This window comes from Paenibacillus tengchongensis (assembly GCF_008973665.1).
Lineage (GTDB): Bacteria > Bacillota > Bacilli > Paenibacillales > Paenibacillaceae > Paenibacillus_AQ > Paenibacillus_AQ tengchongensis.
Genome location: NZ_WACP01000018.1, coordinates 78641 through 103545 on the forward strand (window position 1 = coordinate 78641; position 24905 = coordinate 103545).

At 50.2% G+C, this 24905-nt stretch carries 21 protein-coding genes and 2 pseudogenes; 4 read left to right on the plus strand and 19 right to left on the minus strand.

What is annotated here, in order from left to right:
• Window position 1: 1 nt before the first annotated feature.
• The 9 genes from F1381_RS29025 to F1381_RS24815 form a co-directional block, all read right to left on the minus strand.
• Window positions 2-487: a glycoside hydrolase family protein gene (locus F1381_RS29025; RefSeq protein ID WP_246188193.1), complete on the minus strand. Its 486-nt coding sequence runs from the start codon at window positions 485-487 to the stop codon at window positions 2-4.
• Window positions 488-1271: 784 nt separating this feature from the next.
• Complete coding sequence (gene rarD / locus F1381_RS24780; RefSeq protein WP_151737501.1) at window positions 1272-2150, minus strand: EamA family transporter RarD; 879 nt, start codon at window positions 2148-2150, stop codon at window positions 1272-1274.
• Window positions 2151-2264: 114 nt separating this feature from the next.
• Window positions 2265-4364 (minus strand): serine hydrolase domain-containing protein, encoded by a 2100-nt coding sequence (locus tag F1381_RS24785; protein WP_425495295.1) that lies wholly within the window; start codon window positions 4362-4364, stop codon window positions 2265-2267.
• A 116-nt stretch (window positions 4365-4480) separates the two neighbouring features.
• Window positions 4481-5554, minus strand: coding sequence for a DUF5808 domain-containing protein (locus F1381_RS24790; protein WP_187355554.1), 1074 nt, complete (start codon window positions 5552-5554; stop codon window positions 4481-4483).
• Between the two features lie 2 nt (window positions 5555-5556).
• The gene (locus tag F1381_RS24795; RefSeq protein ID WP_151737549.1) at window positions 5557-5952 is read right to left on the minus strand and encodes a GntR family transcriptional regulator; all 396 of its coding nucleotides are present in this window, start codon (window positions 5950-5952) and stop codon (window positions 5557-5559) included.
• A 208-nt stretch (window positions 5953-6160) separates the two neighbouring features.
• Window positions 6161-6805 carry a hypothetical protein gene (locus F1381_RS24800; RefSeq protein WP_151737504.1) on the minus strand — a complete coding sequence of 215 codons (645 nt, stop codon included), beginning with the start codon at window positions 6803-6805 and terminating at the stop codon, window positions 6161-6163.
• A gap of 91 nt (window positions 6806-6896) precedes the next feature.
• Window positions 6897-8924 carry an amidase gene (locus F1381_RS24805; protein ID WP_151737505.1) on the minus strand — a complete coding sequence of 676 codons (2028 nt, stop codon included), beginning with the start codon at window positions 8922-8924 and terminating at the stop codon, window positions 6897-6899.
• A gap of 18 nt (window positions 8925-8942) precedes the next feature.
• Window positions 8943-9920 (minus strand): dimethylarginine dimethylaminohydrolase family protein, encoded by a 978-nt coding sequence (locus F1381_RS24810; protein ID WP_151737550.1) that lies wholly within the window; start codon window positions 9918-9920, stop codon window positions 8943-8945.
• A gap of 50 nt (window positions 9921-9970) precedes the next feature.
• Window positions 9971-11305, minus strand: coding sequence for an APC family permease (locus tag F1381_RS24815; protein WP_151737506.1), 1335 nt, complete (start codon window positions 11303-11305; stop codon window positions 9971-9973).
• 196 nt (window positions 11306-11501) lie between these two features.
• Between F1381_RS24815 and F1381_RS24820 the strand changes: the two genes are divergently transcribed.
• Entirely contained in the window at window positions 11502-12368 is an 867-nt protein-coding gene (locus F1381_RS24820; protein WP_151737507.1) for a MerR family transcriptional regulator, read from the plus strand.
• Between the two features lie 377 nt (window positions 12369-12745).
• Here F1381_RS24820 and F1381_RS24825 read toward each other — a convergent pair.
• From F1381_RS24825 to F1381_RS24845, 4 genes and pseudogenes are all read right to left on the minus strand, one after another.
• Window positions 12746-13246, minus strand: a pseudogene (locus F1381_RS24825) (DUF2199 domain-containing protein); the annotation flags it as partial.
• A 49-nt stretch (window positions 13247-13295) separates the two neighbouring features.
• On the minus strand, window positions 13296-14759 hold the full coding sequence (locus F1381_RS24830) for an inositol monophosphatase family protein (protein ID WP_151737508.1): 1464 nt from the start codon (window positions 14757-14759) through the stop codon (window positions 13296-13298).
• Between the two features lie 291 nt (window positions 14760-15050).
• Entirely contained in the window at window positions 15051-16058 is a 1008-nt protein-coding gene (gene yidC / locus F1381_RS24840) for a membrane protein insertase YidC (protein WP_246188194.1), read from the minus strand.
• Window positions 16059-16380: 322 nt separating this feature from the next.
• On the minus strand, window positions 16381-17115 hold the full coding sequence (locus tag F1381_RS24845; RefSeq protein WP_151737510.1) for a hypothetical protein: 735 nt from the start codon (window positions 17113-17115) through the stop codon (window positions 16381-16383).
• Window positions 17116-17177: 62 nt separating this feature from the next.
• Here F1381_RS24845 and F1381_RS24850 point away from each other — a divergent pair, with 62 nt between their 5' ends.
• A complete protein-coding gene (locus tag F1381_RS24850) occupies window positions 17178-17882 on the plus strand; it encodes a hypothetical protein (protein WP_151737511.1) in 705 nt (234 codons plus the stop codon).
• 835 nt (window positions 17883-18717) lie between these two features.
• Here the strand turns inward: F1381_RS24850 and F1381_RS24860 are convergent.
• From F1381_RS24860 to F1381_RS24875, 4 genes are all read right to left on the minus strand, one after another.
• Entirely contained in the window at window positions 18718-19431 is a 714-nt protein-coding gene (locus tag F1381_RS24860; RefSeq protein ID WP_151737513.1) for a Crp/Fnr family transcriptional regulator, read from the minus strand.
• Between the two features lie 50 nt (window positions 19432-19481).
• Window positions 19482-19661: a rubredoxin gene (gene rd, locus F1381_RS24865; RefSeq protein ID WP_151737514.1), complete on the minus strand. Its 180-nt coding sequence runs from the start codon at window positions 19659-19661 to the stop codon at window positions 19482-19484.
• 221 nt (window positions 19662-19882) lie between these two features.
• A complete protein-coding gene (locus F1381_RS24870; RefSeq protein WP_151737515.1) occupies window positions 19883-21109 on the minus strand; it encodes an NAD(P)/FAD-dependent oxidoreductase in 1227 nt (408 codons plus the stop codon).
• Window positions 21110-21123: 14 nt separating this feature from the next.
• On the minus strand, window positions 21124-22362 hold the full coding sequence (locus F1381_RS24875; RefSeq protein ID WP_151737551.1) for an FprA family A-type flavoprotein: 1239 nt from the start codon (window positions 22360-22362) through the stop codon (window positions 21124-21126).
• A gap of 83 nt (window positions 22363-22445) precedes the next feature.
• Here F1381_RS24875 and F1381_RS24880 point away from each other — a divergent pair, with 83 nt between their 5' ends.
• On the plus strand, window positions 22446-22685 hold the full coding sequence (locus F1381_RS24880) for a hypothetical protein (RefSeq protein WP_151737516.1): 240 nt from the start codon (window positions 22446-22448) through the stop codon (window positions 22683-22685).
• Between the two features lie 247 nt (window positions 22686-22932).
• Here F1381_RS24880 and F1381_RS29305 read toward each other — a convergent pair whose 3' ends face one another.
• Window positions 22933-23019, minus strand: a complete 87-nt coding sequence (locus tag F1381_RS29305) for a hypothetical protein (protein ID WP_425495296.1) — start codon at window positions 23017-23019, stop codon at window positions 22933-22935.
• A 78-nt stretch (window positions 23020-23097) separates the two neighbouring features.
• Here F1381_RS29305 and F1381_RS29310 point away from each other — a divergent pair.
• Window positions 23098-23277, plus strand: a pseudogene (locus tag F1381_RS29310) (DUF6809 family protein); the annotation flags it as partial.
• Between the two features lie 462 nt (window positions 23278-23739).
• Here F1381_RS29310 and F1381_RS24890 read toward each other — a convergent pair.
• Window positions 23740-24870 carry a hypothetical protein gene (locus tag F1381_RS24890; RefSeq protein WP_187355555.1) on the minus strand — a complete coding sequence of 377 codons (1131 nt, stop codon included), beginning with the start codon at window positions 24868-24870 and terminating at the stop codon, window positions 23740-23742.
• Window positions 24871-24905: the final 35 nt, after the last annotated feature.

Sequence of the window (24905 nt, forward strand, 5' to 3'; positions counted from 1 at the left end):
ATTACATAGGCATAAGAGGCATTCCAGCCATGCAAGTCGGAGGATGCGATATAGTATCTGCCGTTATATTTGAACATGGCATTGCCTTCGCGTCGCCTATAGTGCTGCGGTACACCTCGGTTGCGGGCTCGATATTATAGTCCGAAGCGCGCAGGTCCGATACATAGGTCCGGTTTCTTCCGCTTATAATGCTGAAGATCAGATAAGCTTTGCCGTTATCGTCTACAAACGTTGACTGGTCGCCCGACATATTGTTGACTACGTTCGCTATTGAAGTCTGAACGTGGTGGAAGGCGAACGTCCCCGTCGGCGTGCTGCTGGTAGCGAAGGCCACTCCGCTGCCAGCAGGGCCGACGTATTGCGTAACTAAGACATAGGTCTTCGTATTGGTGTTATAGACGACACCGAGGCGGCCCAGCCAATCGGGGTCCCAGATTGTCCCTTCCGCTCCGGCTGTGATGACATTCCCCTGGAAGGTCCAGTTCACCAGGTCGGTCGAAGAATAGCAGGTAACCGCTGCAAAGCTTGTATCACCGTTCTTCGAACTGGGGTATTGTAATACGTAACAGCCCCGTTGTATTTGACGCCGTACCAATAGTACGTTTTGCCGACCTTGAGTATGTTGCCGCCCTGGGAATAAATCGGATTGCCGAAGGTATCCTTGAACCGCGATCAGATTATATAGGGTGGATAGATTACATAATAGTTGGAAAATATGCGGTTTTCTTATAAAAGCTAAGGTGAGTCGCATTTGCTGTAGAATCCGCCGGCAGCCCGCTCTGCAAAGTTATGATGAACGAAAGAGAGCCTTTGTTCTTTGTTAGCTGTTCGCTGTTCGCCGTTCGCCGTTCGCCGTTCGTTGTTAGCAGCACCTCGTTCCCAATTCGCCGTCCCCCCATAGTTGGAAAATCGCCACTTAATCTCACCTGTACAGGCATAATCGCGAACTTAGATGGATAACCGCCACTTAATCTCACCGAAACTTAACGATTCCCCCCTAATGGTCCAAACTAAGTGGCGATAATCGAATTAAATGGTTGAAATCCTTAAAAACAGCTAAATCAGTGTGCGATTATCCAACTATTTGCAGATTACGGTTGGTGAACGCTTAGGGTGCGGTTTACATTTGCTCCACCAGGCAAAGCTGCCTCTAACGCAACGAAGACAGCCGATCCTCGGGACCGGCTGTCTTCGTTTAGGTTGACCTCCCGCTCTAACTTTATCAGGAGATATGGAATTAGCTTGATCCAAGCTTGTCCGGCCACAATGCGCTAATTCGCCTTCGCGAGCTTCGCGGCGCGAACCGATGACGTTGCATAGACGACGAGCGCTGTCCAGATGAGCGCGAAGCCGATCAGCAGAACCGGCGAGACCGATTCCTTAAACACAAATACGCTCAGCAATAGCATGATCGTCGGCCCGATATATTGGACGAAGCCGAGCGTGGACAGCGGCATCCGGGCGGCCGCCCGCGCAAAGAACAGCAGCGGCAGGGCCGTAACCACACCGGAGAGCAGCAGCCCAATCAGCATGGACGGAGATAGCGTCCAAGCCGTCGACTCTCCTGCAGCCGCCAGATAGATCCAGTAGCCGAGCGCGATGGGCAGTACTACAGCCGTCTCCGACAGCAAGCCTACGGAAGCGTCCTGCACCATTTTCTTCTTGGCCAGGCCGTACAGGCCGAACGTCGTCGCCAGCGAGATCGAGATCCACGGGAAGCGCCCGTAGTCAATGGCGATGATGAGCACCGCCGCGCTGGCAATCGCGATTGCGAGCCACTGGCCGCGGTTTGGCTTCTCATGAAGGAAGACAACCGCCAGCAACACGTTCAGGAGCGGATTTAAATAATAGCCGATGCTTGTCTCAACGACATGCCCGTTGTTGACCGCCCAGATGAAGATGAGCCAGTTCGCAGCGATCAGCAGTCCGCTGGCGGCAAGTGACAGCAGCTGTGAACGGCTGGCCGCAATCCGCTTCATGTCTCCCCAGCGGCGCTGGACGGCAACGAGAATCCCCATGAAGACGAACGACCAGACCACCCGGTGCGACAGAATCTCGCCTGCCGGCACATCATTGAACAGCTTCCAATACAGCGGGAGAACCCCCCACATGATATACGCAAGAATAGCGTTGACCAACCCGTTGTTCATGTTCAGATCCCCTCTTCTCAACTCTATAACTGAACGGATTATACGCCTCGATCCGCGTTAAGTAAAGGGCAATACGCAAAGACTGGAATCTCTTTTTAAAAATAATACAGGTAGCTATTGCGGCGTTACTGCGGAGACCTCGAACTCCGTGCCGGCATCCCCGGCGAACACTAGGGTTCCTCCCGCAGGCAGTTCGACCTGCTCCTTGCCTCCGATGACACTGAAGTAGACACAGGTTCCCTTGGCATCATATACGGCGTAGGAAGCGTTCGGAGACATGCTCACCTTAAGCATCTTGCCCCCGTCTTTGTCGCTTATCGCATACCACCTGGCGTATCCGTTGGGCGGAATCGTAACGGTTGTCTTCTTGGCGAAGTTAAAAGGCTTCACGGCATCCTCGTTCACTAAGAGGATGCCCCCCGTCTCCAGGTATTCAACGCCGTCTTGTGTAAAGAACGTAAGGCCTGTGAGATCCCGTCCGTTCGATCCCGGAATTTGCAATTCGGAGACGGCCGTATCCGGGCCGGTGATCCGCTTATCCAGCACGTACCCCGGCAGTTGTTTCGACACATGGAGTGGGCTGGATGCCGACACCAAATAAGCGAGCGACGTATACTTCTCAGTCAGGAGATAATATTTCTTTCCGTCGCGCTGCATCCATGCTTCCAGGGTCTCTGCCGGAAGATCTTGGGGCTGGAGCTTCTCGGCGCTGTACATGGATATCGCCGTTTGCCCAAGACCCGGCACTACAGCGTATTGACGAAGCCATAGGTAGGTACGGCCGTTCTCCTCCGTCACAAAGCTGATCATCGTATCCCCTTCCGCATTCCGGAATGTGCCGTCCGCCGAATACCAGTACATTTGAACTGAATTACCGGATGGCTGCTCCGAAGTAACGGACATGATGCCGCCTTCGGCAATATCTATGTTCATTGTTGTACCACTTGCGCCATAAATACCTGAATACTGCAGCACGGACTCCGGCATTTCCGCCTTTACCGGTGCCCCATATGACTTCTCAGTCTTGAATTCAGCAATGGCCCCTTTCTCCTTCAGCGCCTGAAGCAGAATTTCGTTCGCCAGAAGCTGATTGTACGTGCTGCTCCCGCCGGAAGTGACAACTGCTGCCGCCATGTCCTGCTCGGGAAGCACCACGAGCGACGCGTGAGAGAGAGCAACGTCCCCGCCCTTGGTCAACGCCTTCATTCCGTATTCGCTGAAGGGATACAGATGGACACTGTCCCAGCCTAGTCCGTATTCCACGGAGTTGTCCGCATCATCAGGCCACAAGGGTGTCTTGTACTCGTCCTGTGCCGTGGCCGCAGCCGATGTACCGGCTAATACTTCTTCCGCACCTCCCGTAAAAACAATTGAGAACCGGGCCAAATCCTCCGCCGTAGAATAGATGCCTCCAGTTCCGATCACGTTAAGCGTCTCGCCCGGAAGTTGCCCTGTAAGTGTAGGATAATAGAGTCCCGCCATCTTCGCATTATCCGGAGAATCAAGCGGTGTCTTCGTATTGGTCATACCCAATGGTTCCGTAATATAACGGTGGATATAAGAGGTGAAGTCCAGGCCGCTGACCTGCTCGACCAGAATCTCGGCCAGCGTAAATCCGTCATTGCAGTAGACCGAATAAGCTCCCGGGTCTGCTTTCAAGGTTTGAGCGGACAGCTGCTTCAGCAGTGTGTCGTGGGCATAAGTATCGTTATCTTCAAATAAATAGGCATTCGTAAACGATGAGCCCTTCAGCCCGGAGGAATGATTCAACAGCATGCGCGGCGTAATCTGCTTGTAGCGCTCATCCTTCATCGTAAACCCGGGGATATACTGGACGACCGGCGTGTCGAGACTGATTTCCCCTTGATCGGCCAGCTGCATAACGGCAACCGTGGTAAACATTTTACTCGTCGAGCCGATTCCGTACATCGTGTCTTTCGTGAGCGGACGCTGTCCCTGCTCATCATTCTTGCCGAATTGGCCGGATACGATGATGCGGCCCTGATCGATAAGGGCATATTGCACACTGTTCGTACCATAGGTTGTCGTGAGGAGCTCGGCTTTCTCCCGTGCAGCTTTCATGGTGAATTCGTATGTAATCTTAGCCTCGTTAGCAGGCGAGTCCATTTCCGCCGTTGAAACGGTTCCCGGAGCAGTATTTGACCCGATCACTTCAATTTCAGATGCATTCAGTGCCTCTGCAATGTTCTGCATCTCTTCCACGGGTGTGTTGTCGTCACAGCCAGTTAGCAACAGACACAGAATGAACACAGCCAAGATGATCCGCCGGCTTTTGAACATTTGAAATCCCCCTTCAGCTGTAGCCTTTTTTATCTAAGAATAGGCCAAATCAAGATCAACTCGATTACCGGGATGGCTAACGTCGCGGCCACGATGAGTATACCGCGGCGGTTGGCCATATTGATCGTCCAGCCGAAGCCGTTAATGTTCGGAACGATCAACGCCGGATCTTCCGGATTTACATAGATGCCGAGCCACTTCCAGTGTCTCTCCTCCATCGACGGAACGTCCTTTATCTGATCAATGCCTTGGATTCGCAGGTACAGCATGACGCCGAACAGTACCGAGAAGAGGGCTGCACAGAGCAAAATGCCGGAGAGCATGAGCAAATCTCCCTTCCAGCCGTACAACGCTATGCCTTGCGCAACCCCATAGAATATAACCATTAGGAGCGAAGCACCCCAAGCCAGAATGGAATGGATTCTCTTGTGCTTTAGCTGTTTCTTTAGCGAACCTTCCCGGTCCTCGGGATCCAGCGATGTCCTTACACGGCTGATCAGCACATGATAGCAGAGGAACACGGTGATATTTAGCGCCTGCACCATGTTCAGTATGAACACGACCCACACGGATTTGTTAAAGAGAAAATTCCCGAGAATCAACCATTGCGGAATCGCATCCCACCTCGCAACAGCAAAGAAGATGCATAGCGCCATCACGGCGGCATTTGCCGAATACCACCATGGGCTTAGCACCGCGCTATGCTTCCATCCGGCCGCAAGGCTTGCTGCGCGCTTCCTCTGCACAATAATCTCCCAGCCTCTGGCTGCCTTCAAGCGCTGCGCGGACCTCCGGCTGATCCACATAGTGAAGCCTGAGGCAATAATGGAAAGCAGGATCGCTGCCGTCCAAATCAGGAGACCCCGCGCCGGTTGGTGTCGCAACCATAACCAGCAGGCCCCCGCGCCGATGACGAAGGCACAGCCGCCGGTAAGCACAGCGTAATTCCGGCGGATGGCACGGACGGCAGGGTCCTGCAGAGACTCCGCAGGCAGCACAATGCCGAACAGCACGGTCCGCAATCCTAGATAGGACTGTAAGCTAAGCATCAGCCCAATCATCAAATAAATGCTGGATATCATCATTACTGGTCCTTGTGCCAACATTATTCCCCCCCGCGGTTCGTAATCATCGCCCGGTACACCGCCCTGCTCTCCTGCGCGAATACCTCTTCCGCCATGCCCCGTACCGCAGCCGCCGCCGCAAGCGACCGCAACTGCCGCCGGAGCTTCTCCTCGAACGCCTCCGTCACGCCAGGCATCCCGTCCGGTTGAACGATAACGCCCTTCTTCCGGTGTACTTGAAGCAAGCCCTCCTGCTTAAGCAAATTGTAGGCTTTATTAACGGTATGGAGGTTGATCCCGAGGTCCTCCGCCAAGCTGCGGATCGATGGAAGCGGATCCCCCGGCTGCAAGACACCGGAAGCGATCCCTTCGACGATTTGGTCAACCAGTTGTGTATAAATCGGCGTTTCCGATTGCAGATCGAGCTCAATGAACAACATGATCCCTCCTTATGGCCGCAGCTGCGCTCCGGCGTTCCATATCCAACCAACCCCTCGTTTGTTTGTTATATTACATGTATAACACAAATAACAATATTACTCAAGAATTCAGTTGAAAAAAATCCCAAAACAAAGACAACCGATCATGCGACCGGCTGTCTTCATGGTTTATTCGACTGTCGAACTTGCATTGATTAAACAACAGCTACTTGAAATAGCCGTATATCGCATCCGGCAGTTTACTTTCAAGGTGAGTTAGCCCGAATTGCCCGTTCTTTTCCATAATCCCGTAGTTATGGCCTAATACATGATCACCAACAAATAGAACGGTGTATTGGGGGGCGTCTTCAAATGAAAATTCATTGTATGCCCCATGCTGTTCAAATAACTGGAGAAAAGCATTTGCCTCTTCTCCCTTCAATTCTCTGAACAATTCACCCGCCTTATAAATTTGGATGTGACTCACGGCTTGATCTTCAATTTCCGGGTAGTAAGATTCCCCGTCCCCCTCATAGCGGACATAGACGAGATAACCGGTAACATTGGTTAACATCCCGGCATCCTTGCTATCGGTTTTTACAACAACCACATTGTGTTCCGGGTAATCAGGAAGCGAGTACACAGAGGTGCCTTCCGGCACTACAGTTCCCAGCTCAACTTCACCGATTTCCTCGATTCCCGCAGGGTCCACTAACGCTAACTCCCAAGCATTTACATAATGCTTATCTCCTACGTTAATGAAATCAGCATAAGACGATTCGGATGACACAGCAGGAGTGTTTGAAAATAAATCTGAGGCAGAACAGCCAGTCATTACGATCAGCAGCAGGCACAGCAAAGTTTTTTTCATCAGATCACCTCTAACATTTAACGCAAAACATGCACTAACTGTTGCGCTAAATATCGCATGTCATCTCCGATTCTGAGGTACCTCACAGCTCTTATGAAAGATTAAGGAAGGGCAGCGGTAATGTTTTGCTTTGCACATAAGATTGTCCGTCCGCATGTGCACAGAGTAACAGGAGATTCAGCGTACGGGTTACCTGATTACAGTCCATCAGAAAAGGAGCTATCGGAACGGAGGCCTCCCATAGATTCCCCCGCTTCTCTACTACAGCTTTCACACCATTCACATAAAGCTTGATTTCTGCATGGCTTCCCGGCTCCGGAAGCTCACCTTCCACCTTCAGCGTATTCCCTTGTATCCTCGTAGTCATGTTTGTACCCTCTTTAACGCCAAACACGCGATTAATTATAGGGAACCCCCTCCCTTGGGAGTAATACACCACCTCACCCTGCAGTGCCGGAGTCCGCAATGGTGCACGTCTATTACGTGTAGCTTGCTCATAGGCATAGGCGCAGCGGATCAGTTCATTATCACTGTATGCCGCTCCCATCATCGTCAGATTGACCGGCATGCCTGAATCCTCCATGATCCCCATGCAGACAGACATGCTGGGAATACCCAGATGGCGCATCAGATGATTCGTATTGGAGAAAAAATTGCCGTTCTCCCAGGCTTCATCATACGCTGTTTCATCCTTATCCGCGTCGGCCCTGCCAATGTTGCAGTTGGCTGGAAACACCATCAGGTCGAGTCCCTGCCGGGTCATCCACTCCTCAAAATCCGCTTTACGGATGGCTTCCAGTCCCCGCAGCGCCTCAGCAAAGCCGGGCAAAGCATCGAGCGGCTGTATGCCCCGGCGGATCATTTCGATATTTTCTGCATAACGGGCATTATTCCGTCCCCGCCGCTCATCCACGGAGTCTCTTGGATTTGGGAAGACCGTAGCGGGATCTACTTCAGACCAGGAAGGATAATGGGGATCGCCGACGCTCTGCAGAAACATCTCGGCAGCATACGGATTCAGATAATCCCACTCCCGGATCATCCATCCCGGTGGAAGCATCCCCCGCTCCTCCATAGGCTTAAGCAGAATCGGATCCTGATCGTACTGTTTCAGCAGCGGCAGATCAACTTCCACAACCTCGGCACCCAGCTGCTCCAAAGCCTTCACGGCTGATTCCCACAGCTTCAGAATGGATGGACGGATATGAATGGGGGTTTCGGTGTCTTTTCCAATGTATAGCTTAGGAACGCCCAGCCGTTTGCCGCGCAGCGCCTCCTTGTCCTTCAATGAAAGATACGTTTCGGGCCGTATCCCGCTTACTCCAGGCAAGCCGACTGCCGTCTGTGCCCTCCAGAAATCCCCTGCCGTAACCGGGTCTTCGACCGCGATTACATCAAGCACATGCAGCAGGTCATCTACAGACCGGGTATGCGGAACAACCACATCCCTTACCGGAAAAAGCGGCCAGTTGCCGCGGATGGAAAGCACCCCCCGGGACGGTGTATAGGCCACCAAGCCATTATTCGAGGCAGGCGATCTGCCTGAGGATACCGTCTCCTCGGCCATCCCGAATACCGCCAGATTGGCTGCAGTCGATACACCTGAGCCGTTCGAGGAGCCTGAGAACCAGGCCGCAGGCAGATAGTCTTTGTTATACGGGCTTTCTGCACGGCCGTAGAGACCCCGCTGCATACCGCCAGCCGCCATCGGCGGCATATTGGTTTTGCCAATCAGGACACCTCCGGCCTCGCGGAGCTTCTGGACCATGAAGCAGTCTACTCCGGCCGTCAGGTTCGCAAAGGCGGGCGAGCCTGCGGCAACCGTAAGCCCTTTGACCATATAGCTGTCTTTTACCGTGAAGGGAATGCCGTGCAGCGGCCCGAGAATGACGCCTTCGGCACGCAGGCGGTCCATGGCGGCAGCTTCCTCCAAGACATCCGGATTCATCACTGGAATCGAGTTCAAGCGGATGCCGTTCCGGTCGTAATGGTAGATCCGGTTGAGATACATAACGGTCAATTCCACACTGGTCAATGCGCCTGCCTGCATAGCGGCTTGGATTTGGTCAATGGTAGCCTCTGTTAATTGAAACAGGTGTTGAGGCTCTGTAATGGTCATTGTCTGATCTCCCCCTGTTCAGCTTCTGTTCAGCGGCTGGGTGCTGCACCGGAAGGAACCGCCGAAGCTTCTGGTAATGGCATAATCAACGGCTTCCACCTTAATGCCTCTGCGCTCCAGTTGTTCGCCTAAATGGCCGAATGCCGGGTCCAGAACATATACCGACTCATTGATCGGCAGCCCGTTCGTAGCCAGCAAGGAAGTCTCCGCTTTCGTGACCGGTATCTTGTCCCATGTACGGAGCATTTCAGGAATGCCGTCGAGGAACACAGCTTCACAGGCAATCATCAGACCTTCCCGCACGAGTCCCATGGCACAGTCCAAGTGCAGCACACCTGACTTCAGGCGTACCAGCTCAACGGTATAGCCGAACGGTGTCAACAGTTTACGGAGCCATTCCGCACCGAAGCGGTTGGAAGCCAGACCCGAGGAACCGACAAACACATGCTTGCCCAGAACAATGACATCCCCGCCTTCAAGAAACGGGCCTGCTCCCAGCGTAAGGTCCTCTTTGTCCGCAACCTCCGGCTGCGGAACCGCGACGTACAGACAATCGGCCGGCATCACCTGCTGCTTCATAATCTCACGGACGGGCAGCACCTCCTGGCGGCGGTGCCGGAAACGCAGCGAGCCCTCCACAACCGCATGGCCAACCGTAAAGAAGGGATCACGTACGAAAAAATTGCTGTAGCCTTCTGCGCGGCATGTCTCTTTCTCCGCTTCTGTCAGCCTGCGGGGATGGAGCACCTCGACACCATAACGCTGCAGTACCTGTTCAAAGCTCCGGCGTTCCGCCTCCCACCGGGCCTGCCGCTCCGGGTAGCTCTCGGCGTGATTTCTTCCGGGCTGATCCCGGAATAGGGCCTGGGCCTCCTGTGTCAGAAACTCCGAGTCCATTGCGCTCAGCGGCCGTTCCGGCGTTGCAAACTCAGACTCGGCCAATACCACACGCCGAAGCGGGGCAAATTCACTCTCAACGTAGATTTCCTGCTGCATCATTAGCTCCTTTTTGATGAAGTACTTGAGTTTCAGTTCAGTGCCAGGGTTCACATTTCTTCAACAAGCTGCGGTGTATCCTCCGCGAAACCTTTGGTGCGGATCAGCAGATAGAGAAATCCGGCGGCCAGCCAGCCCCCTCCAAGCAGCAGCGCTCCCTGGCCGAGGGTGAACAATAAAGCCAACGTAATCACGGCCCCAATCAGCGGCACCAGCAGATTCACAATGAACCCGCTGACTCCCCGTAACCCCTTCTGGATATAGAAGTACATGAAGACGGCGAGATTAACGAACCCGAATCCGATCAGCACCCCGAAGCTGATTAAATGCGTAGCGGAAGTGAGGTCCAGAAATAGGGCGGAGCAGCCGATTAAGCCAATCAGTGCTATATTCCAGACCGGTGTGGAGAATTTGGGATGAAGATAGGCGAACAGCCGTTTCGGCAGGATGCCTTCCCGGCCCATAGAGAACAGCATCCGCGAGGCGCTGCTGCAGGATGAGGCCGCCGATGCTGTCGCGCCTGTTATCGTCATGGCCAGGAATAAGCTCCCGAACAGATTGCCGCCTACCAGCTGGATGATCTGGACCGCCGCTGCATCAGGATTCGTGAAGGAGGTGAAATCCGGATAGATCATCTGCATAAAGTAAGCAGCCAGCACCAGCAGCACACCGCCGGAAAGGACGACGATATAGATGGCTTTCGGCAGCACTTTTGCCGGATTGACCGTCTCTTCAGCCAGTGTAGTAACGGCATCGAACCCGAGGAAGGAGAAGTACAGGATGGGGATGATGGTCATCAGATTCCCCCAGGATACCGAGCTGTCCAGGAACGGCTTCAGCGACCATAAAGTACCCGCGCCCCCGCCCTGTATGAGCTCATACGCCGATAATACGGAGAACAGCACAATAAACACAATCTGGAAAATGACGATCAGCATGTTATACGTGGCGGTGATCCGGATTCCGATAATGTTGATGGCGACAATAAACACGAGGAAGACGAGAATGCACGCCGATATGGAGATGGACGGAAAATAGGCATTGACCATGATTCCGAACAGCAGGGAGCTGATCATCGGACTCAGCAGATAATCCAGCAGCATCGTCCAGCCGACAAGAAAGCCAAATTTCGGACCGATAATCCTCTGTACATAGGAGAAGGTTGAACCGGCAACGGGAAATTCCTTCGATAGTCTGGCATAGGATATCGCTGACAGAAGCACAATCGCCAGGGTGATTACATACCCCGAAGCCACCATTCCTCCGCTTGCCGATACCGCAATGCCGTAGGTCGAGAATACCGTTGCCGGAGCCATAAACGAAAGCCCGAACAATGTTACCCCGCTTAGTGACAAAACCCTTTTCAAAGACTTGTTGTTCTCCATCCTACTCCATCCTTTCGCTGACCGCCCATAGCAATCAGTATTGTCTGTCTATGTATGAAAGAATAAACTATGGAGTTACTCCAGAGTCAACAACTTTATGTTATATTATATAACGTATAATTTCGTTTTCGCTAAAATCAGGCGATGATCCGCAATCGATGTCAGGTATTATATCTTTAATTATGGAGGAGTTACGATGAAAAAGGATAAACTAACCATTAGCCAGATGGCGAAGCTGCGCGAGATTCCCATCGATACACTCCGGTATTACGATAAGATCGGACTGTTCAATCCTGCACATACGGATACAAATACAGGCTACCGCTATTACTCCATTCTTCAGTACGAGGTGCTTGGTACGATTATGGAGTTAAGAAGGATCGGCCTGTCCGTCGAAGAAGTCCGCCAGTTTATGAATAACCGCAACATGAATCAGTCCATCCAGCTCCTGAAGCAGACGACCCGGCGGCTAAACGAACAAATTGCCGGAATGCAGCAGATTTCGACCACTCTGGAGCAGCGCATCCGCTATATTGAGGATTTTGTTGATACCTACCGCGAGTCGGATATCGTGATCCGAGAGCTGCCCGAACGCCATTACATCACCCTCTCACGGACGGTGGACATGCAGAATCCGGAATCGTTGTCGTACGGGATCCTGGAGCTGGAGACCATAGCCCAGGAGTCCATCCCCCTGATCGCCAACAACCGGCTGGGTCATTACATTGAGTCCAGACAGGTGAATGCACTGCTGGATGAGCGGACGGGTCCGGACACCTCCCTCGAGGTGAAGGAATCGGAAATTTTTCTTATCCTTGAACAACCGGACAGCAAAGCTGGCACCAAGACAAAAAAGGTGCCCGAAGGCACCTATGTCTGCTCCTACTACACCGGACTCAGCAATGCTAAATGCAGCCAAACCCTGCGCAGCATGCTGCTATACTGCCGCCGGCATCATTTGACCGTCCAGAGCGGAGCCTGGAACGTCATCCAGGTCGATCTTTCGATTACGGACAATATTGATGAGGCGAGCTATGAAATCCAGCTTTTGGTTAAGGGATGATCCCCCGGCTTTCTTCGTACGCTGAGCTGCGAGCAGCTTAGCCATGTGGATATCTTCTATCAAACATTGTGAATTTTTAATCATTAATATCACTTGTTAGGTGCTCTTAACCACTCACTCTCCTCATTCTCTCTCCATGCCATCCACCCCCGAGGAAGATCATAAAGTTGAGTCAAAGTTGAATCAATGTTGACCATCTCCATTAATGATATCAAGCGCGCTTCTTCTTCATTTACCTCGTCACCATCAAGAAATTGCCACATTCCATCCTCCGCGTCATGGGTTACATATAAAACGGAACTTTGTCTGTTCATGATCTTCTCTAAGGTAATGACAGCTACATTTTGTGAATCTTCAAAAGGCCACGGAGGCCTTTTGTTATTTTCACAGAAATCTTCAGCTATTTTTTGAACTCGTTCAATAGACATTCCATCATTGATTTCTACTGCCAGCGGATGCTCTGTTGGTTCGAGTTCAATGTAGGGTCTAATACCCTGTCTGTGATGAACCTTCGCCTTTAAATTTAAGGTGTCAGGATAACAGGGAAGAACCGTTGAGAACCATCCAAGCATCGGCTCTAACAATTCCGGGCGATCCCAATACTTTTGTACTTTTTTAAAATTCGCTTCACTTAATGATACCCATGCTCCCCAAATGAATGTCTGATCAGTCCCGATTACCGCAATCTCAACACACCCGCGAATGAAATAGTGCTCGTTGTCCATTACGCATAAGTCTTCGCTCAGTTCAAACCTTTGTTCCCGCTCCTCAGGATGAGTGTATTCATAATAAACTGGAGCAAATGTTCCATAACTGATTGGAAGTTCATTGCGATACTCCCCACAGCAACTACAGGTGTATCCCTTAATCGTATTCACTTAGTACCTCCCGGAAGTCGTGTACAGATAAATAACGTAATGCTTGAATTTAAATCCGCAATAATGTCAAGAGATCATCGAAGATTCCAGGGGTCGAGAATACGACCTCTTCACCATAGAGTTCATTAGGGATGCCATCGGGCACCGATTGTACATGGGAATACAATGCTCCCGCCTCCCGTGCAATCAGGCCTGCTGCGGCTACGTCCCACGGTGAAAGGCTTTCCGTATGCGCATCTAATTGTCCGGACGCCACATAACAAATATCTACGGTTGGTGCGGCAAAACGCCTAATGTCACGACAGTTTCTTCGGAGCCGATTTACTCTTTCTATGGCTGGCTGCACTTGTACCGGATCATGCGGATAACCTGTGCCAATGACAGCATCTAACAGCGAAGTGCATTTACGGATTCGTAAACGCTCACCATTGCAGTAGGAGCCTTCCCCTTTAATCCCAACATAGGTGCAATTTAAATCTGGCGCATATACTGCTCCTGCCAGCACTACGCCATCAAGGGCAAAAGCCAATGAAACGCCGTAATGCGGCAGGTTCCGGGCAAAATTAACAGTTCCATCTAAGGGGTCCATCACCCAAACCGGGCCGTCAAACTTAAAGCTATCCCAGCGGTGTACTCCATTTTCCTCCGAAAGAATTCGGTGACCTGGAAATTTATCCATGATGGCTTCTTGAAGGATTCTTTCCGATAACAAATCCGCAGATGTCACAAGTTCACCCGCATCTTTGTAATTCACTTCAATGGGTTCCCGGCTGCGTAATTCGGAAATTCTGTCACCCGCTGTTGTTACAGCCTGTTCTGCAAACCACGCTAATTCTCGAAGGTCGAACTCCATTTCGTTCCGTTCCTCCTTAACTTGATACTCGCTGTACCACTTAGGGACAGTTAATTCAAAGTTGTTATGATCATCCATAACCTTGTGGATCTTCAACATCATTGAATCTAACTCATCCGGCCTTACCTTCAGGATCCATACGACTGATGAGATCAGAGTCATAGCCAGATAGAGGGAATAAAGTTGCCAGAACTCATCGTCAGGCTCACTGTTATTATTGTATCCCAGAATTTGACCGGCTGAAAAAGGCACACTAACCTCTACATCAATAAGACCGACTTTCACAAATTCATGAATGGGATCTCCCCAGTCGTTCCTGTTGAAATCAATGACACCTGCAAGCTCCCCATCCTTAACGATAAGATTTCCAATATGGTAATCATCGTGTTGGAACATATTGGGCTTTTCCTTCATTAAATACAGTTTGTCATCGATAAAGGATAACAACTTCTCTTCGTTATCTATCACAACTCCGCATTCGGTATACTCCATTCGGTATCGATGATGCTTGGCGGCCATTCTTTCATCCCAAGACTCCATGTGATCAGGACAGGTAACCTGGTTGATCTTCTTTAATTCCAAGCCCGCTTGAATACCAATGTTGAATTGCTCGTCTTCTGTTAACAGCGGCAGCTCTTCTGATGCTTCAATTCCCCTCAATGAATGAGACGATCATGTAGCCTAGTTGTTGTTCGGGAAGGACCCCGATTTCAATAGGTCTAGAGCATTTCACATCATGCTTTTCCATCATCCTCAGTCTGCTTCACTCTTCTTTCATTTTCTGAATCTTGGAGCGGGAAATTAAATATAATGGACCCATTATGTCTATTTTGCCGTCCTTTACACGCATAGCGCTCTCCTGTTCTGCCGCATAAACATCAATCTCTTCAGACAGGGGGAACAGCTGGTTGCATCAACAGGAGCAGGACACTGATGTCCTGCTCCTTGTAATTATTCTGCTGGTGTTTCTGGAACTAATGGTACTCCATCAGGCTTCTTGTACATTTTATTAAGTATGATCGTTTGCACGATAATGAATATACCGCCAACTGCCCAATATAACGGTAATGCAGCGGGCATCTGAAAAGAAAATACCCCCATCATGACCGGCGACAACAATCCGATCAAAGCCATCTGGTTATTCGGATGTTGCTGATTCTGCCCTGACATGGATTGAGACACGCGGAACTGAACGTAATACACCGCAGCGGCAATAAGCGGCAATATCAGATCCGTCTTCCCCAAGCTGAACCACAGGAAATCGTGAGCAGCAATCTCCGGAGTACGGCGGATGGCGTAGTAAAATGCGAGAGTGATCGGCCATTGCAGAAGCATCGGTAGACACCCCATGTTTAAAAGATTAAATTGATGCTTCTGGTAGAGCTGCATCATCTCGGCCTGCTGTTGTTTTTTGGCCTCCGCACTAGCATCGTTCTTATACTTCTCCTGAAGTGCAGTTAACTCCGGCTGGAGGACGGCCATCTTTTCTTTCATGTCCATTTGTTTCTTGGTCTGATTCATCATGAGCGGCATGATCGCCAGTCTGATAAGGAAAGTCATCAGCACGATAGATAATCCGTAGTTTCCGTGAAATGCATTCGCGAAGAATGTAATCAAGACCGACAATGGATATATCATAAATTGGTTAAATATCCCGGTTGAATCGGCATTGATGGAGCTTAATTGGGATGCATCCGAACACCCGCTGAGTATAAAGATTGGAATAACTACTATCAACATAATGAGAATGGGCTTGGCCCATTGCTGCAGCCATTGAAACTTTTTCATCGTGGTCCTCCCTAATTGAAAGTATGGAAGTTCAATGTGGGGAAGGACCATGGTCTTCATCATCAGGCGCTTCTCTTCGTCTGGCGATACGTGCGATCCACCGCTGAATGCTGGTGGGCTCAGGCAGTCTGACGGCCACAAACCAGGTTGAACCGGCTGCAGCAATTTCATGACCCTGGTGTACCTTTTGTAAAGAGATATAAGTTAATGGAAGTAACACAACGGAAGAGATGAGAGCGATTGAGAATACCAATTGAACCAAGTCATAAAAATGCTCCAGTCCAGTTCACCTCCGGTTCTGCTCCAGAATGGAAAAATTTGAATAAGGGTTATACGTTAGTAGAACGGTGTGGTTTCACATCCTTCTGAGAGCGCATGATGAAGCAGCCGGTAGCCGCATCATCCTGAACATCGAAGCCATGGAAGACGGGGCAGGCAACGCTGAGCAGCGGATTTCGGAATGCAGGATTCTCCCTGGTGGAATATGGTCATATTAACCTTCAACCGGAGTCACTTCAATCTGATCCGCAATAAATCTGCTGTTGATGCTATCATATTTATAAGTGATATCGAAATCGCACACATAGGTGGGAGATACTCCAACTGAGCCTGGAAGTCTTAGTCTTATGGTCTGATCTTCCACGGAATAAATAGTAATACCGCCGAAGGCAAGTTCTTCTTGGTTGTAATGTGGCGCCGGATCGAACCCGTAAGTAAAGTTAAGTTCCTTCTCCTGCACCTGCACTTTAATTGCCAGTGTGCCATCGCCATTCTTGGAAACTTGTGATTCAATCCGGCTTGCAACAATATCCTCGTAGGTCTGGACGTTAATCTCGGATAGATCCCCGGCGTTAACGACATGAATCTCATAGTTATCCAGGCCTGTTCCTTTTCCGATATGAATAATTACGGCGGCTTCTTCCTTCCCGTCACCGGTCAGGTCTGTATAGAACATCTGCGGGGCAGTCCCTGTATCACCTGGGAAGTTCCATGCAAAATCCTTTTCCTTCCCCTTTACATACAGTGCAGCTCCGCTGTCTTTAGCATAAAGTTTCATTAATACATGATCGGGCTCCTTCTTCTTTAAACCTGTCCCATGCTTAGGCTGAATGGTTGCTTGTTCACGGGGCGAATCGTCCACTTGTACCGTATCTGTTATGGGCCTGGCTGCTCCACACCCTGAAAGCAGAATGGCGCTAAGCATCAGCACACCGAATTCTTTCTTCAAAGCTATACCCCCTATCCATCTTAGCGAAATTATACCAGATATTCCAAGAAAGGAGGAACGAAGTGAAGACTGTAACAAGTAAATATTTATGGCTGCTTATTGTCTTTATCTTCGCTGCCGGTGGTACAGGTGTAAGTTTATTGAGAAGCGGAGAAGCGGAGAACAAGTCACTTTCACCCGAACGTATTGCGGAGCTGAGGGAAGAGTATCCGGTGGTTCTTGGCACACTGACAGAAGCCGTATCTAAAGAATTATCGTTTCCCAAAATACTGGATGTCTCGCAAACAGCGGCCGTAGTCGAGGTATTGGAAAAGCTGCCCGAATACACGCTGAATCTGATTGGAGATGCAAATACGCCTGAAGGAAAATTGGACGAGAAACATAGAAGTATGGGTTTTTCTTTTGCAGAGGCTCAGTTCACCCAATTTAGAGTAAAAGTTACTGAACTTATCGCCGGAGACCCGGTAGAGGAGTATATTAACCTATACTACAACTCTGACTTTCAGGATATTGAACCGGATTTAGCACCGGGCACAAAGTTAGTTACTATATTATTCAAGGCCCCTTCGCATCCTGAAGGCAATTATAGCTTCACAAAATTTGGAACCTATTATGTGGTAGACGATAACTATGTATTGTCAGCGTACGAGAGTGATGAGCATGGCGAAATGAGCTTTCCCGGTAAGCCAATGAATGGAAGGAGCGTGGATGCTCTAATCCATGAGATCAAAGCGTATATGAAATACGGGCCCTCTGAAAGCAAGTAGCGCATTGTATTCGATTTTTCGAATACATTTGGACCATTTGCCTACACAGGAGCACATTGTATTCGATTTTTCGAATACATTTGGACCATTTACCCTTGCAGGAGCGCATTGTATTCGATTTTTCGCATACATTTGGTGCGTTTGCCCGCGCAGGAGCGCATTGTATTCGATTTTTCGAATACAATTGGGCTATTTACCCTTGCAGGAGCGCATTGTATTCGATTTTTCGAATACATTTGGCCCGTTTGCCTACGCAGGAGCACATTGTATTCGATTTTTCGAATACATTTGGCCCGTTTGCCTACGCAGGAGCGCATTGTATTCGATTTTTCGAATACAATTGGGCTATTTACCCTTGCAGGAGCACATTGTATTCGATTTTTCGAATACATTTGGACCGTTTGCCCGCGCATGAGCGCATTGTATTCGATTTTTCGCATACATTTGGCCCGTTTGCCCAAAATTCCGGATCGTACTTTTACCGCTACCATTGTTTCCGGCAAATACATGCATCATTGCGGAAGATTCATTCATGGGTTGTCTCTTGATCGCTGATAACCACTATTTCGCCGTTAAAAAATTCCTTTACGATTTGACCTCTACTTGGATTTATATACAATATATGTCCCATTTGCCTTGGCATCGAGCCTCGCCCGTTCCCCGGTAAGTTTAATGAATTTATGCATGTCTTTCATGGGGTCCATTAAGTTGCCTCCTACTCTAAATTCTTGCCATAAGTATAACAAAATAACCCATCGGCGCATTCAGCAAGTAGTCAGCGAATCCATATGCAAACAGGCCGCCACCGATACAATCCGGGACGGCCCGTGCTCTTCTAAACCATTGCCATATATCGCTCCAAGGACACGCGATCCTTCAGGATCAGCTGCTTGTTGCCAACCAGCTCGATCAGGCCCAAGTCCTCGAACCGGGCGAACTTCCGGCTGATCGTCTCCCGGGTGACGCCTACGTAGCTGGCCAGCTCCTCCCGGGACAGCGGCAGCTTGACCGTAATGCCGCCGCTGCGCGGCTTGCCGTACTTATCGCTCAGCTCCAGAATCATGGAGGCGATGCGGATTTCCGGGTCCTTGGTCGCGAGACTCTGCGCCAGATTCTCGGTATGCGCCAGCCGCTTGGCGACGGTCTTCAGCAGCTTGATCGTAATGTCCGGGTTCTCGGCCATCAGCTGCTCCATATCCGTGCGGGTCAGCATGCAGATCGCCGTATCCGTCAGCGCGTAAGCACTGAAGTTGCTCAATTCTTCGCTGCTGAGAATGTTCAGCTCGCCAAAAAATTCCCCGCTGCTCAGCACATGCAGAATCTGCTCCTTGCCCTGCGGCGTCATTTTGGACAATTTCACCTGTCCCTGCTGGATAATATACAGCGTATCCGTCGGCTGCTCCTCCAGAATCAGCGCCTGTCCCTTGGCGTATTTGCGGTGCCTGATCATCGCGCTGATCCGCCCGAGTTCCCCGTCGCTGAGCGAGGCGAAGATCGGGACCTTACGGGTACAAGGCTCCGCAGCGTCCCGGCAGGAATGTTCCGGCATATCGTATCCCTCCTTGATTCTTCTACTGGCTGAAGCTAGGAGATAGCTTCCTAGGAAGCTGCCCCTTTCTCTGCGATCGGCTCAAAATGGCTCGTATCCTCCCCGCACACCGGACAGACCCAATCCTCCGGCAAATCCGCAAAAGCCGTACCCGGTGCCACCTCCTCATCCGGATCGCCCACCGCCGGGTCGTATATATAACCGCAGGGCTTGCATACATATTTGGTCATGATTAATTCCTCCTGTAATTTATTGAACTTATTCTGAATTAGGGTGGCAGTGACTCCAGAGAACGTTTGAACTTCCGGCCGCTGTTGTCTGCAGATTTCTCTGATTGTTACCGGGTTCCGGTAGAAATCTGCAGACAAAGGCGGACGCTATCGCTCCTCCAGTTTCAAACTTCTCCTCCGCCACTCTTCCCTTTTTTGGAAATATTCATGTTCAATCTATATCACAATATTTCCTGCAGCCGCGCCGCAACACCGGCCATAATCGCTTCGAGGCTGCCGTTCTCCACATCCAGCCCTTCCAGGCTGACGCCCTGTTCCACGGCTGATTTATAGAGCAGCGAGGCCGCAGCGCCTTCCCAGGAGATCGCTCCCGTCAGCCGGTTGTCCTTCACATAGATCCGCTTGTACACGCCGTTCACCTCTGCTGCCACCGTCCGGTCGCACTGGCGCTCATCCGTGTTCCCGATGGAGAACAGCGAGCAGCCGAAGGCATTAAACAACGTTACCGGAACCGTACGCCGGTAAGCGGCAGGCTCGGCGGCGGCCATATTGCCTCCGGCTACTTTGCCCTGCTCGATGGCCCCGCCCCATAAGCCTTCCACCAATCCGTCCAACTCCGCGATGTCTCCGGCAGCATAGATATGGGGAGCACTCGTCTCCAGGTGGCTGTTCACCACCACGCCCGCACGGGTGCGGATGCCCGTCTCCTGCACCACATCCGTGTTCGGCACGATGCCGATGGAGTACACCACATGCCCGCAAGGGATGGCCGTCGCATCATCCAGAACTACGCCCGACACTGCCTCTTCGCCCGTGATCGCAGTGACTCCGGTATGGAGCTTCACTTGTACCCCGGATTGCTCCAGAATCAGGCGAAGCTTCTCCGAAGAAGCTTCGTCCAGCTGTCTGGCCATCAGGCGCGGGGCGGCTTCGACAATCGTTACCGGGTAGCCGCCTTCATGCAGAGCCCAGGCTGTCTCCAGCCCCTGCACCCCGCCGCCGATGACGACGACACGCTGTCCGCTGGTCAGGCTGTCTTTCAGCCGGTCGGCATCGCCCAGCTCGCGGATCGTGTGGACATTCCTCAGGCCCGCCCCGTCCACAGTCAACGCCCGGTTGCGCGCCCCCATGCAGAGCAGCAGCTTATGGTACGCCGTCACCTTGCCGTCTGCTGTCTCAATCTGCTGCCGCTCCGGATGGATCGACGTCACCCGGCTGGAGGTATGCAGCGTGATCCGGTTGTCCCGGTACCACTTCTCCTTCTTGATCAGCACCTTCTCGCTGTGCAGGTCGCTGAAGAGGCCTTTGGTCAGCTTGATGCGGTTATAAGGCAGGTGGTTCTCTTCGCCGTAAATCGTAATCTCCGATTCCGCATCCCGGTCCCGGATCGCCTTGGCGGCATGGACTGCCGCGACGCCGCTGCCGACAATAACATAATGTTTGCTCATCTCCGCTCTCCCCCTTAGATCGCGCTCAGCAGCAGATCGGATACGAACTCGGCCGCGTTCTTGATCTTCTGCGTCTTCTCGGCGTCCTTCGGCGAGAAACGGACGCGGATCGGGAATTCCACATGGGTCATCCCGGTGGTTTTGATGACATCCGAGGTGCTCTGCACCGTCATATTCGTACCATTCAGGTAGTCCTGAATGACTTCGATGGCTTCGCCGCTCCAGCCATAGGAGCCGAAGGCCGCCGCCAGCTTGCCTTCCAGATTCATCTGCTGCAGCTCCTTCAGCAGCGGCTCCAGGTTGCCGATCATATCGGCGTAGCGGGTCGAGCTGCCGATGAACACAGCGTCCGCTGCGGCGATACTGTCCAGGATGGCGGACGGGTCGCTTTTATCCGCATCCCATACTTCAGCTGCGATTCCGTTCTCCTGGAGGGTGCTCTGGAGGATGCCCGCCATTCTTTTCGTGTTATTTTTCAGCGTGGTGTAGACGATGGCCGCCTTCTTCCCCACTGTCGTCTCCCGGCTCAGCTCGGCATACAGGTCAATGTACTTGCGGACGTCCTCGCGGATCAGGAACCCGTGCGAAGGGGCGATCATGGCAATCTCCAGATCCTTGACGGCCTCCATCAGGGTGCGGACATATCTGCGGTGCGGGTGGATAATAGCGCTGTAATAGCCCTTGAAATCGTCGGTAATATCGAACCCGGCCTCATCGCTGAACAGCTTCTCCACCGCCACATGGGTGCTGAAGATATCGCAGGGATACAGAATCTGATCCTCCACACAATAGGTGATCATCGTTTCCGCGGTGTGCAGGTAGGGCGTCTCCTTGAACAGCAGCGTTTTGCCGCCGATGTCGAGCGTATCCCCATCCCGTACCGCCAGGAAGTTGCGGCTGTGCAGCTTATACATCTCCTGCAGCTCCGGCACGGCAATCTCCGTGCACACAATCGTCGCGTTCGTCGCCCGCATCGCCAGCGCCGCCAGCCCGCCGGAATGATCCGGCTCGGTGTGGTTGATCACAATGTACGCAATGTCCAGCGGATCAATCAGCTCCGCCATGCGGTCCGCATACTCCCGGCCAAACTCCATGTCCACCGTATCAATCACCGTAGGCTTGCCGGTCTTGAGCAAATATGAATTATAGGTCGTCCCCTTGGCCAGAATCAGCCGGTGAAAAGGAACCTCCCGGTTGTCGATTTTGCCTACCCAATACGTATTTTTCGCAATCTGGATATCCGCAACAGTCATTTCTCTCATCTCTCTTCACCCTCCAAATGATAATGTTTATCAACACCCTCATTCTATAATGGGCACCGGGGTCAAAAGGAGGATTGAAATCAAATTTTGAAAGTTTGGGGTGGGGGGTGAAAAGATATTACAAATCTGACTATACACTGTTTGTTGCGGAGGGGTGTGAGTGGGGTCACTTGGGGGATGGTGTAGAAAAGAAAAAACCTATCACGCATAAAAGAATAATCAAAAATCAAAAAACCTTGATCGCTCAAGGTTTTCACTGTATTGCTGAGGATAGAAATTCAACCTATACAATGGTCATCTTCGCAGGATTTTAAGTCCTGTTCGTCTGCCAGTACCACCTTAAGATCAATATACCAATACTCTTGCAGTATCTTTTGCACTTTAAGGCTACAGGATTCATTTTTTATTGCTTATATTATTTAAGCAGGAATCCTGTAACCTAATTACACAATGAATGTACTTTCCAGAAAACTTCCACATCTCCATTCTCCCCCTATTAAAAACAGTAATTAAGCATCTATCCAAATCATTTCAGAGCCTTAGCAAGAGCAAACAATGAATTTAAAGTTGGCTGATGAATACCACGTCCAACATGGATATATACGTACGGTCAAGATTACTCCGGAAGGCAAGTGTTTCTTGGCTCATCTTTTGTTTCTTCCGGATTGTCTTTAGCACTTGTCCATATATTTCTTCTGATTTCAAGGAAGATACCTCACCGAGGAAGAGTTTAGAGAACTAGAGGAACTACTTGACCTATATAATCAAACCCATAGTATGGAGTTGGCATCCATCTTCACTTATGGTTTTCGTCTGGGATCTGGCATCATGGTCGAGGTCTTAACCGGACAAGAAGAACTGGCACATAAACTGAGCGATTTCTCTGAAAAACCCAGTAAGTCTTAGAGTAACTTGTGAGAATCCGAGTATCTATCCCGTTCGCATACTTTTTTGTTAGAATCCAAAATAAAAAAACCTTGTTTGTACAAGGTTTTCAGGTCTTCTTATCATTACCGCCAGGGACGGGACTCACTCCCGTCCATTCTATTTCCCTTACATAGAAGCTCTTTAAAGCTATATTTTCTGTATTAATGATTTGAAGCAAAGAAATAAACGGAAGAGGTCAATGCAAATCACACTACAATAACACCTATAATGAACCAATTACTTTGCTTTTTGACACAATAGCCCCCCTGGCATGTAACATCCGGTTCCTCGGCAGTCCCTGCTGGCGCGACCAGTAGGTGGGATGATACCCCAGCTCCTTAGCCGCTCACAGCGCCCGCTTCATCACGGCTGATCCGATCGGGTGTTTCTTGCTGAACACATTGGAGACGTGCTTTTGGAGACGCCGGCTTTCTTCCTCCATTATTTAAAGACTAAATAGGTATAAATCCAATCCCATTCATCCTCTAAGGTTTGAAATAAACTATTTTCAGCTTCTAAAGCGTTTTCAAGATAATGGCGTATTTTCGCATCATACCCAAAAGCATTCTGAAAATATTTTTTTGTCAGTTTGTTTTTTACGATCTCCCACTTCACCAGATTGTTCTCAATGTTATCAATCAGTTTTTGTTTGGATGGGCCGGCCGGCAAATTCTCCAGGAACATGAGCAGCACTCTTTTTCGGTCATTGTTCCGGTTAAAGACTGTGTTGGATAAGGAGTACACGGTATGCTCCCTGTTAGGAATACGATCGTTCAAGTGAATTTGTCCTCCGGTATATACATCGATAAATTTATGAATCATGCTCCTTCCAAAGTACACTGTCTGATCCTCCTCGCAGCCGATGCCGACAGACTTATAGTTCTCAATGGATTGCCCAATGACATAGGGTATCCGCGAGTTTAAGCCTGCCAATTCAGAATAGTCAGGCATCAGAGTGAAGCAGTTAAACTGGAGATCAAAAGCATGTATGAAATTGGATTTGGAATCCACCCCTATGCTTTTATTGCCGGGATATGGCCTATGCTTCTTCCCGTAATTCACGTGATTATCCAAATAGTAAAATTCATGGTCGGTATGGCCTAAGATCAAAAAATAATGATAGTCCGCTACTTCGTAGGGGTCCTGGGCCGCATTGTTTATAAAGGATTTGTAGAAGGGAACCTGCTTCATCAAGGTATTAACAAATACAATTTCACCTTGATCCAGCAGCATTTCTATGTATTTTATCGCTTGGAGGCCATCATTAATCAGCCCGATTTTATTGTGTTCGGTTACATAACAAGCAGGATTTTTTATATCGTTGTTTTGAATATTAATGATTGTACTTGTTGAATCCGTAACGAGGTTCATGGAAAAATCATCAATATAAGCACTTTTTAAGAGATAAGGATTGTCTACTCTGTCTTTCAAAATAAAATAAATATTCCTTGTGAGACAATTACCTAAATATTGAACTGATTGAATGGGCTTACCATGGGAGTCATGATAATATTCTGTTTCCAGTACATCCGGATCCTTCAAACCTCCACCTCCATTTTGTAATAAAAGCATGAATATTCCAGAATTTCACTCAAAAATATTAACTT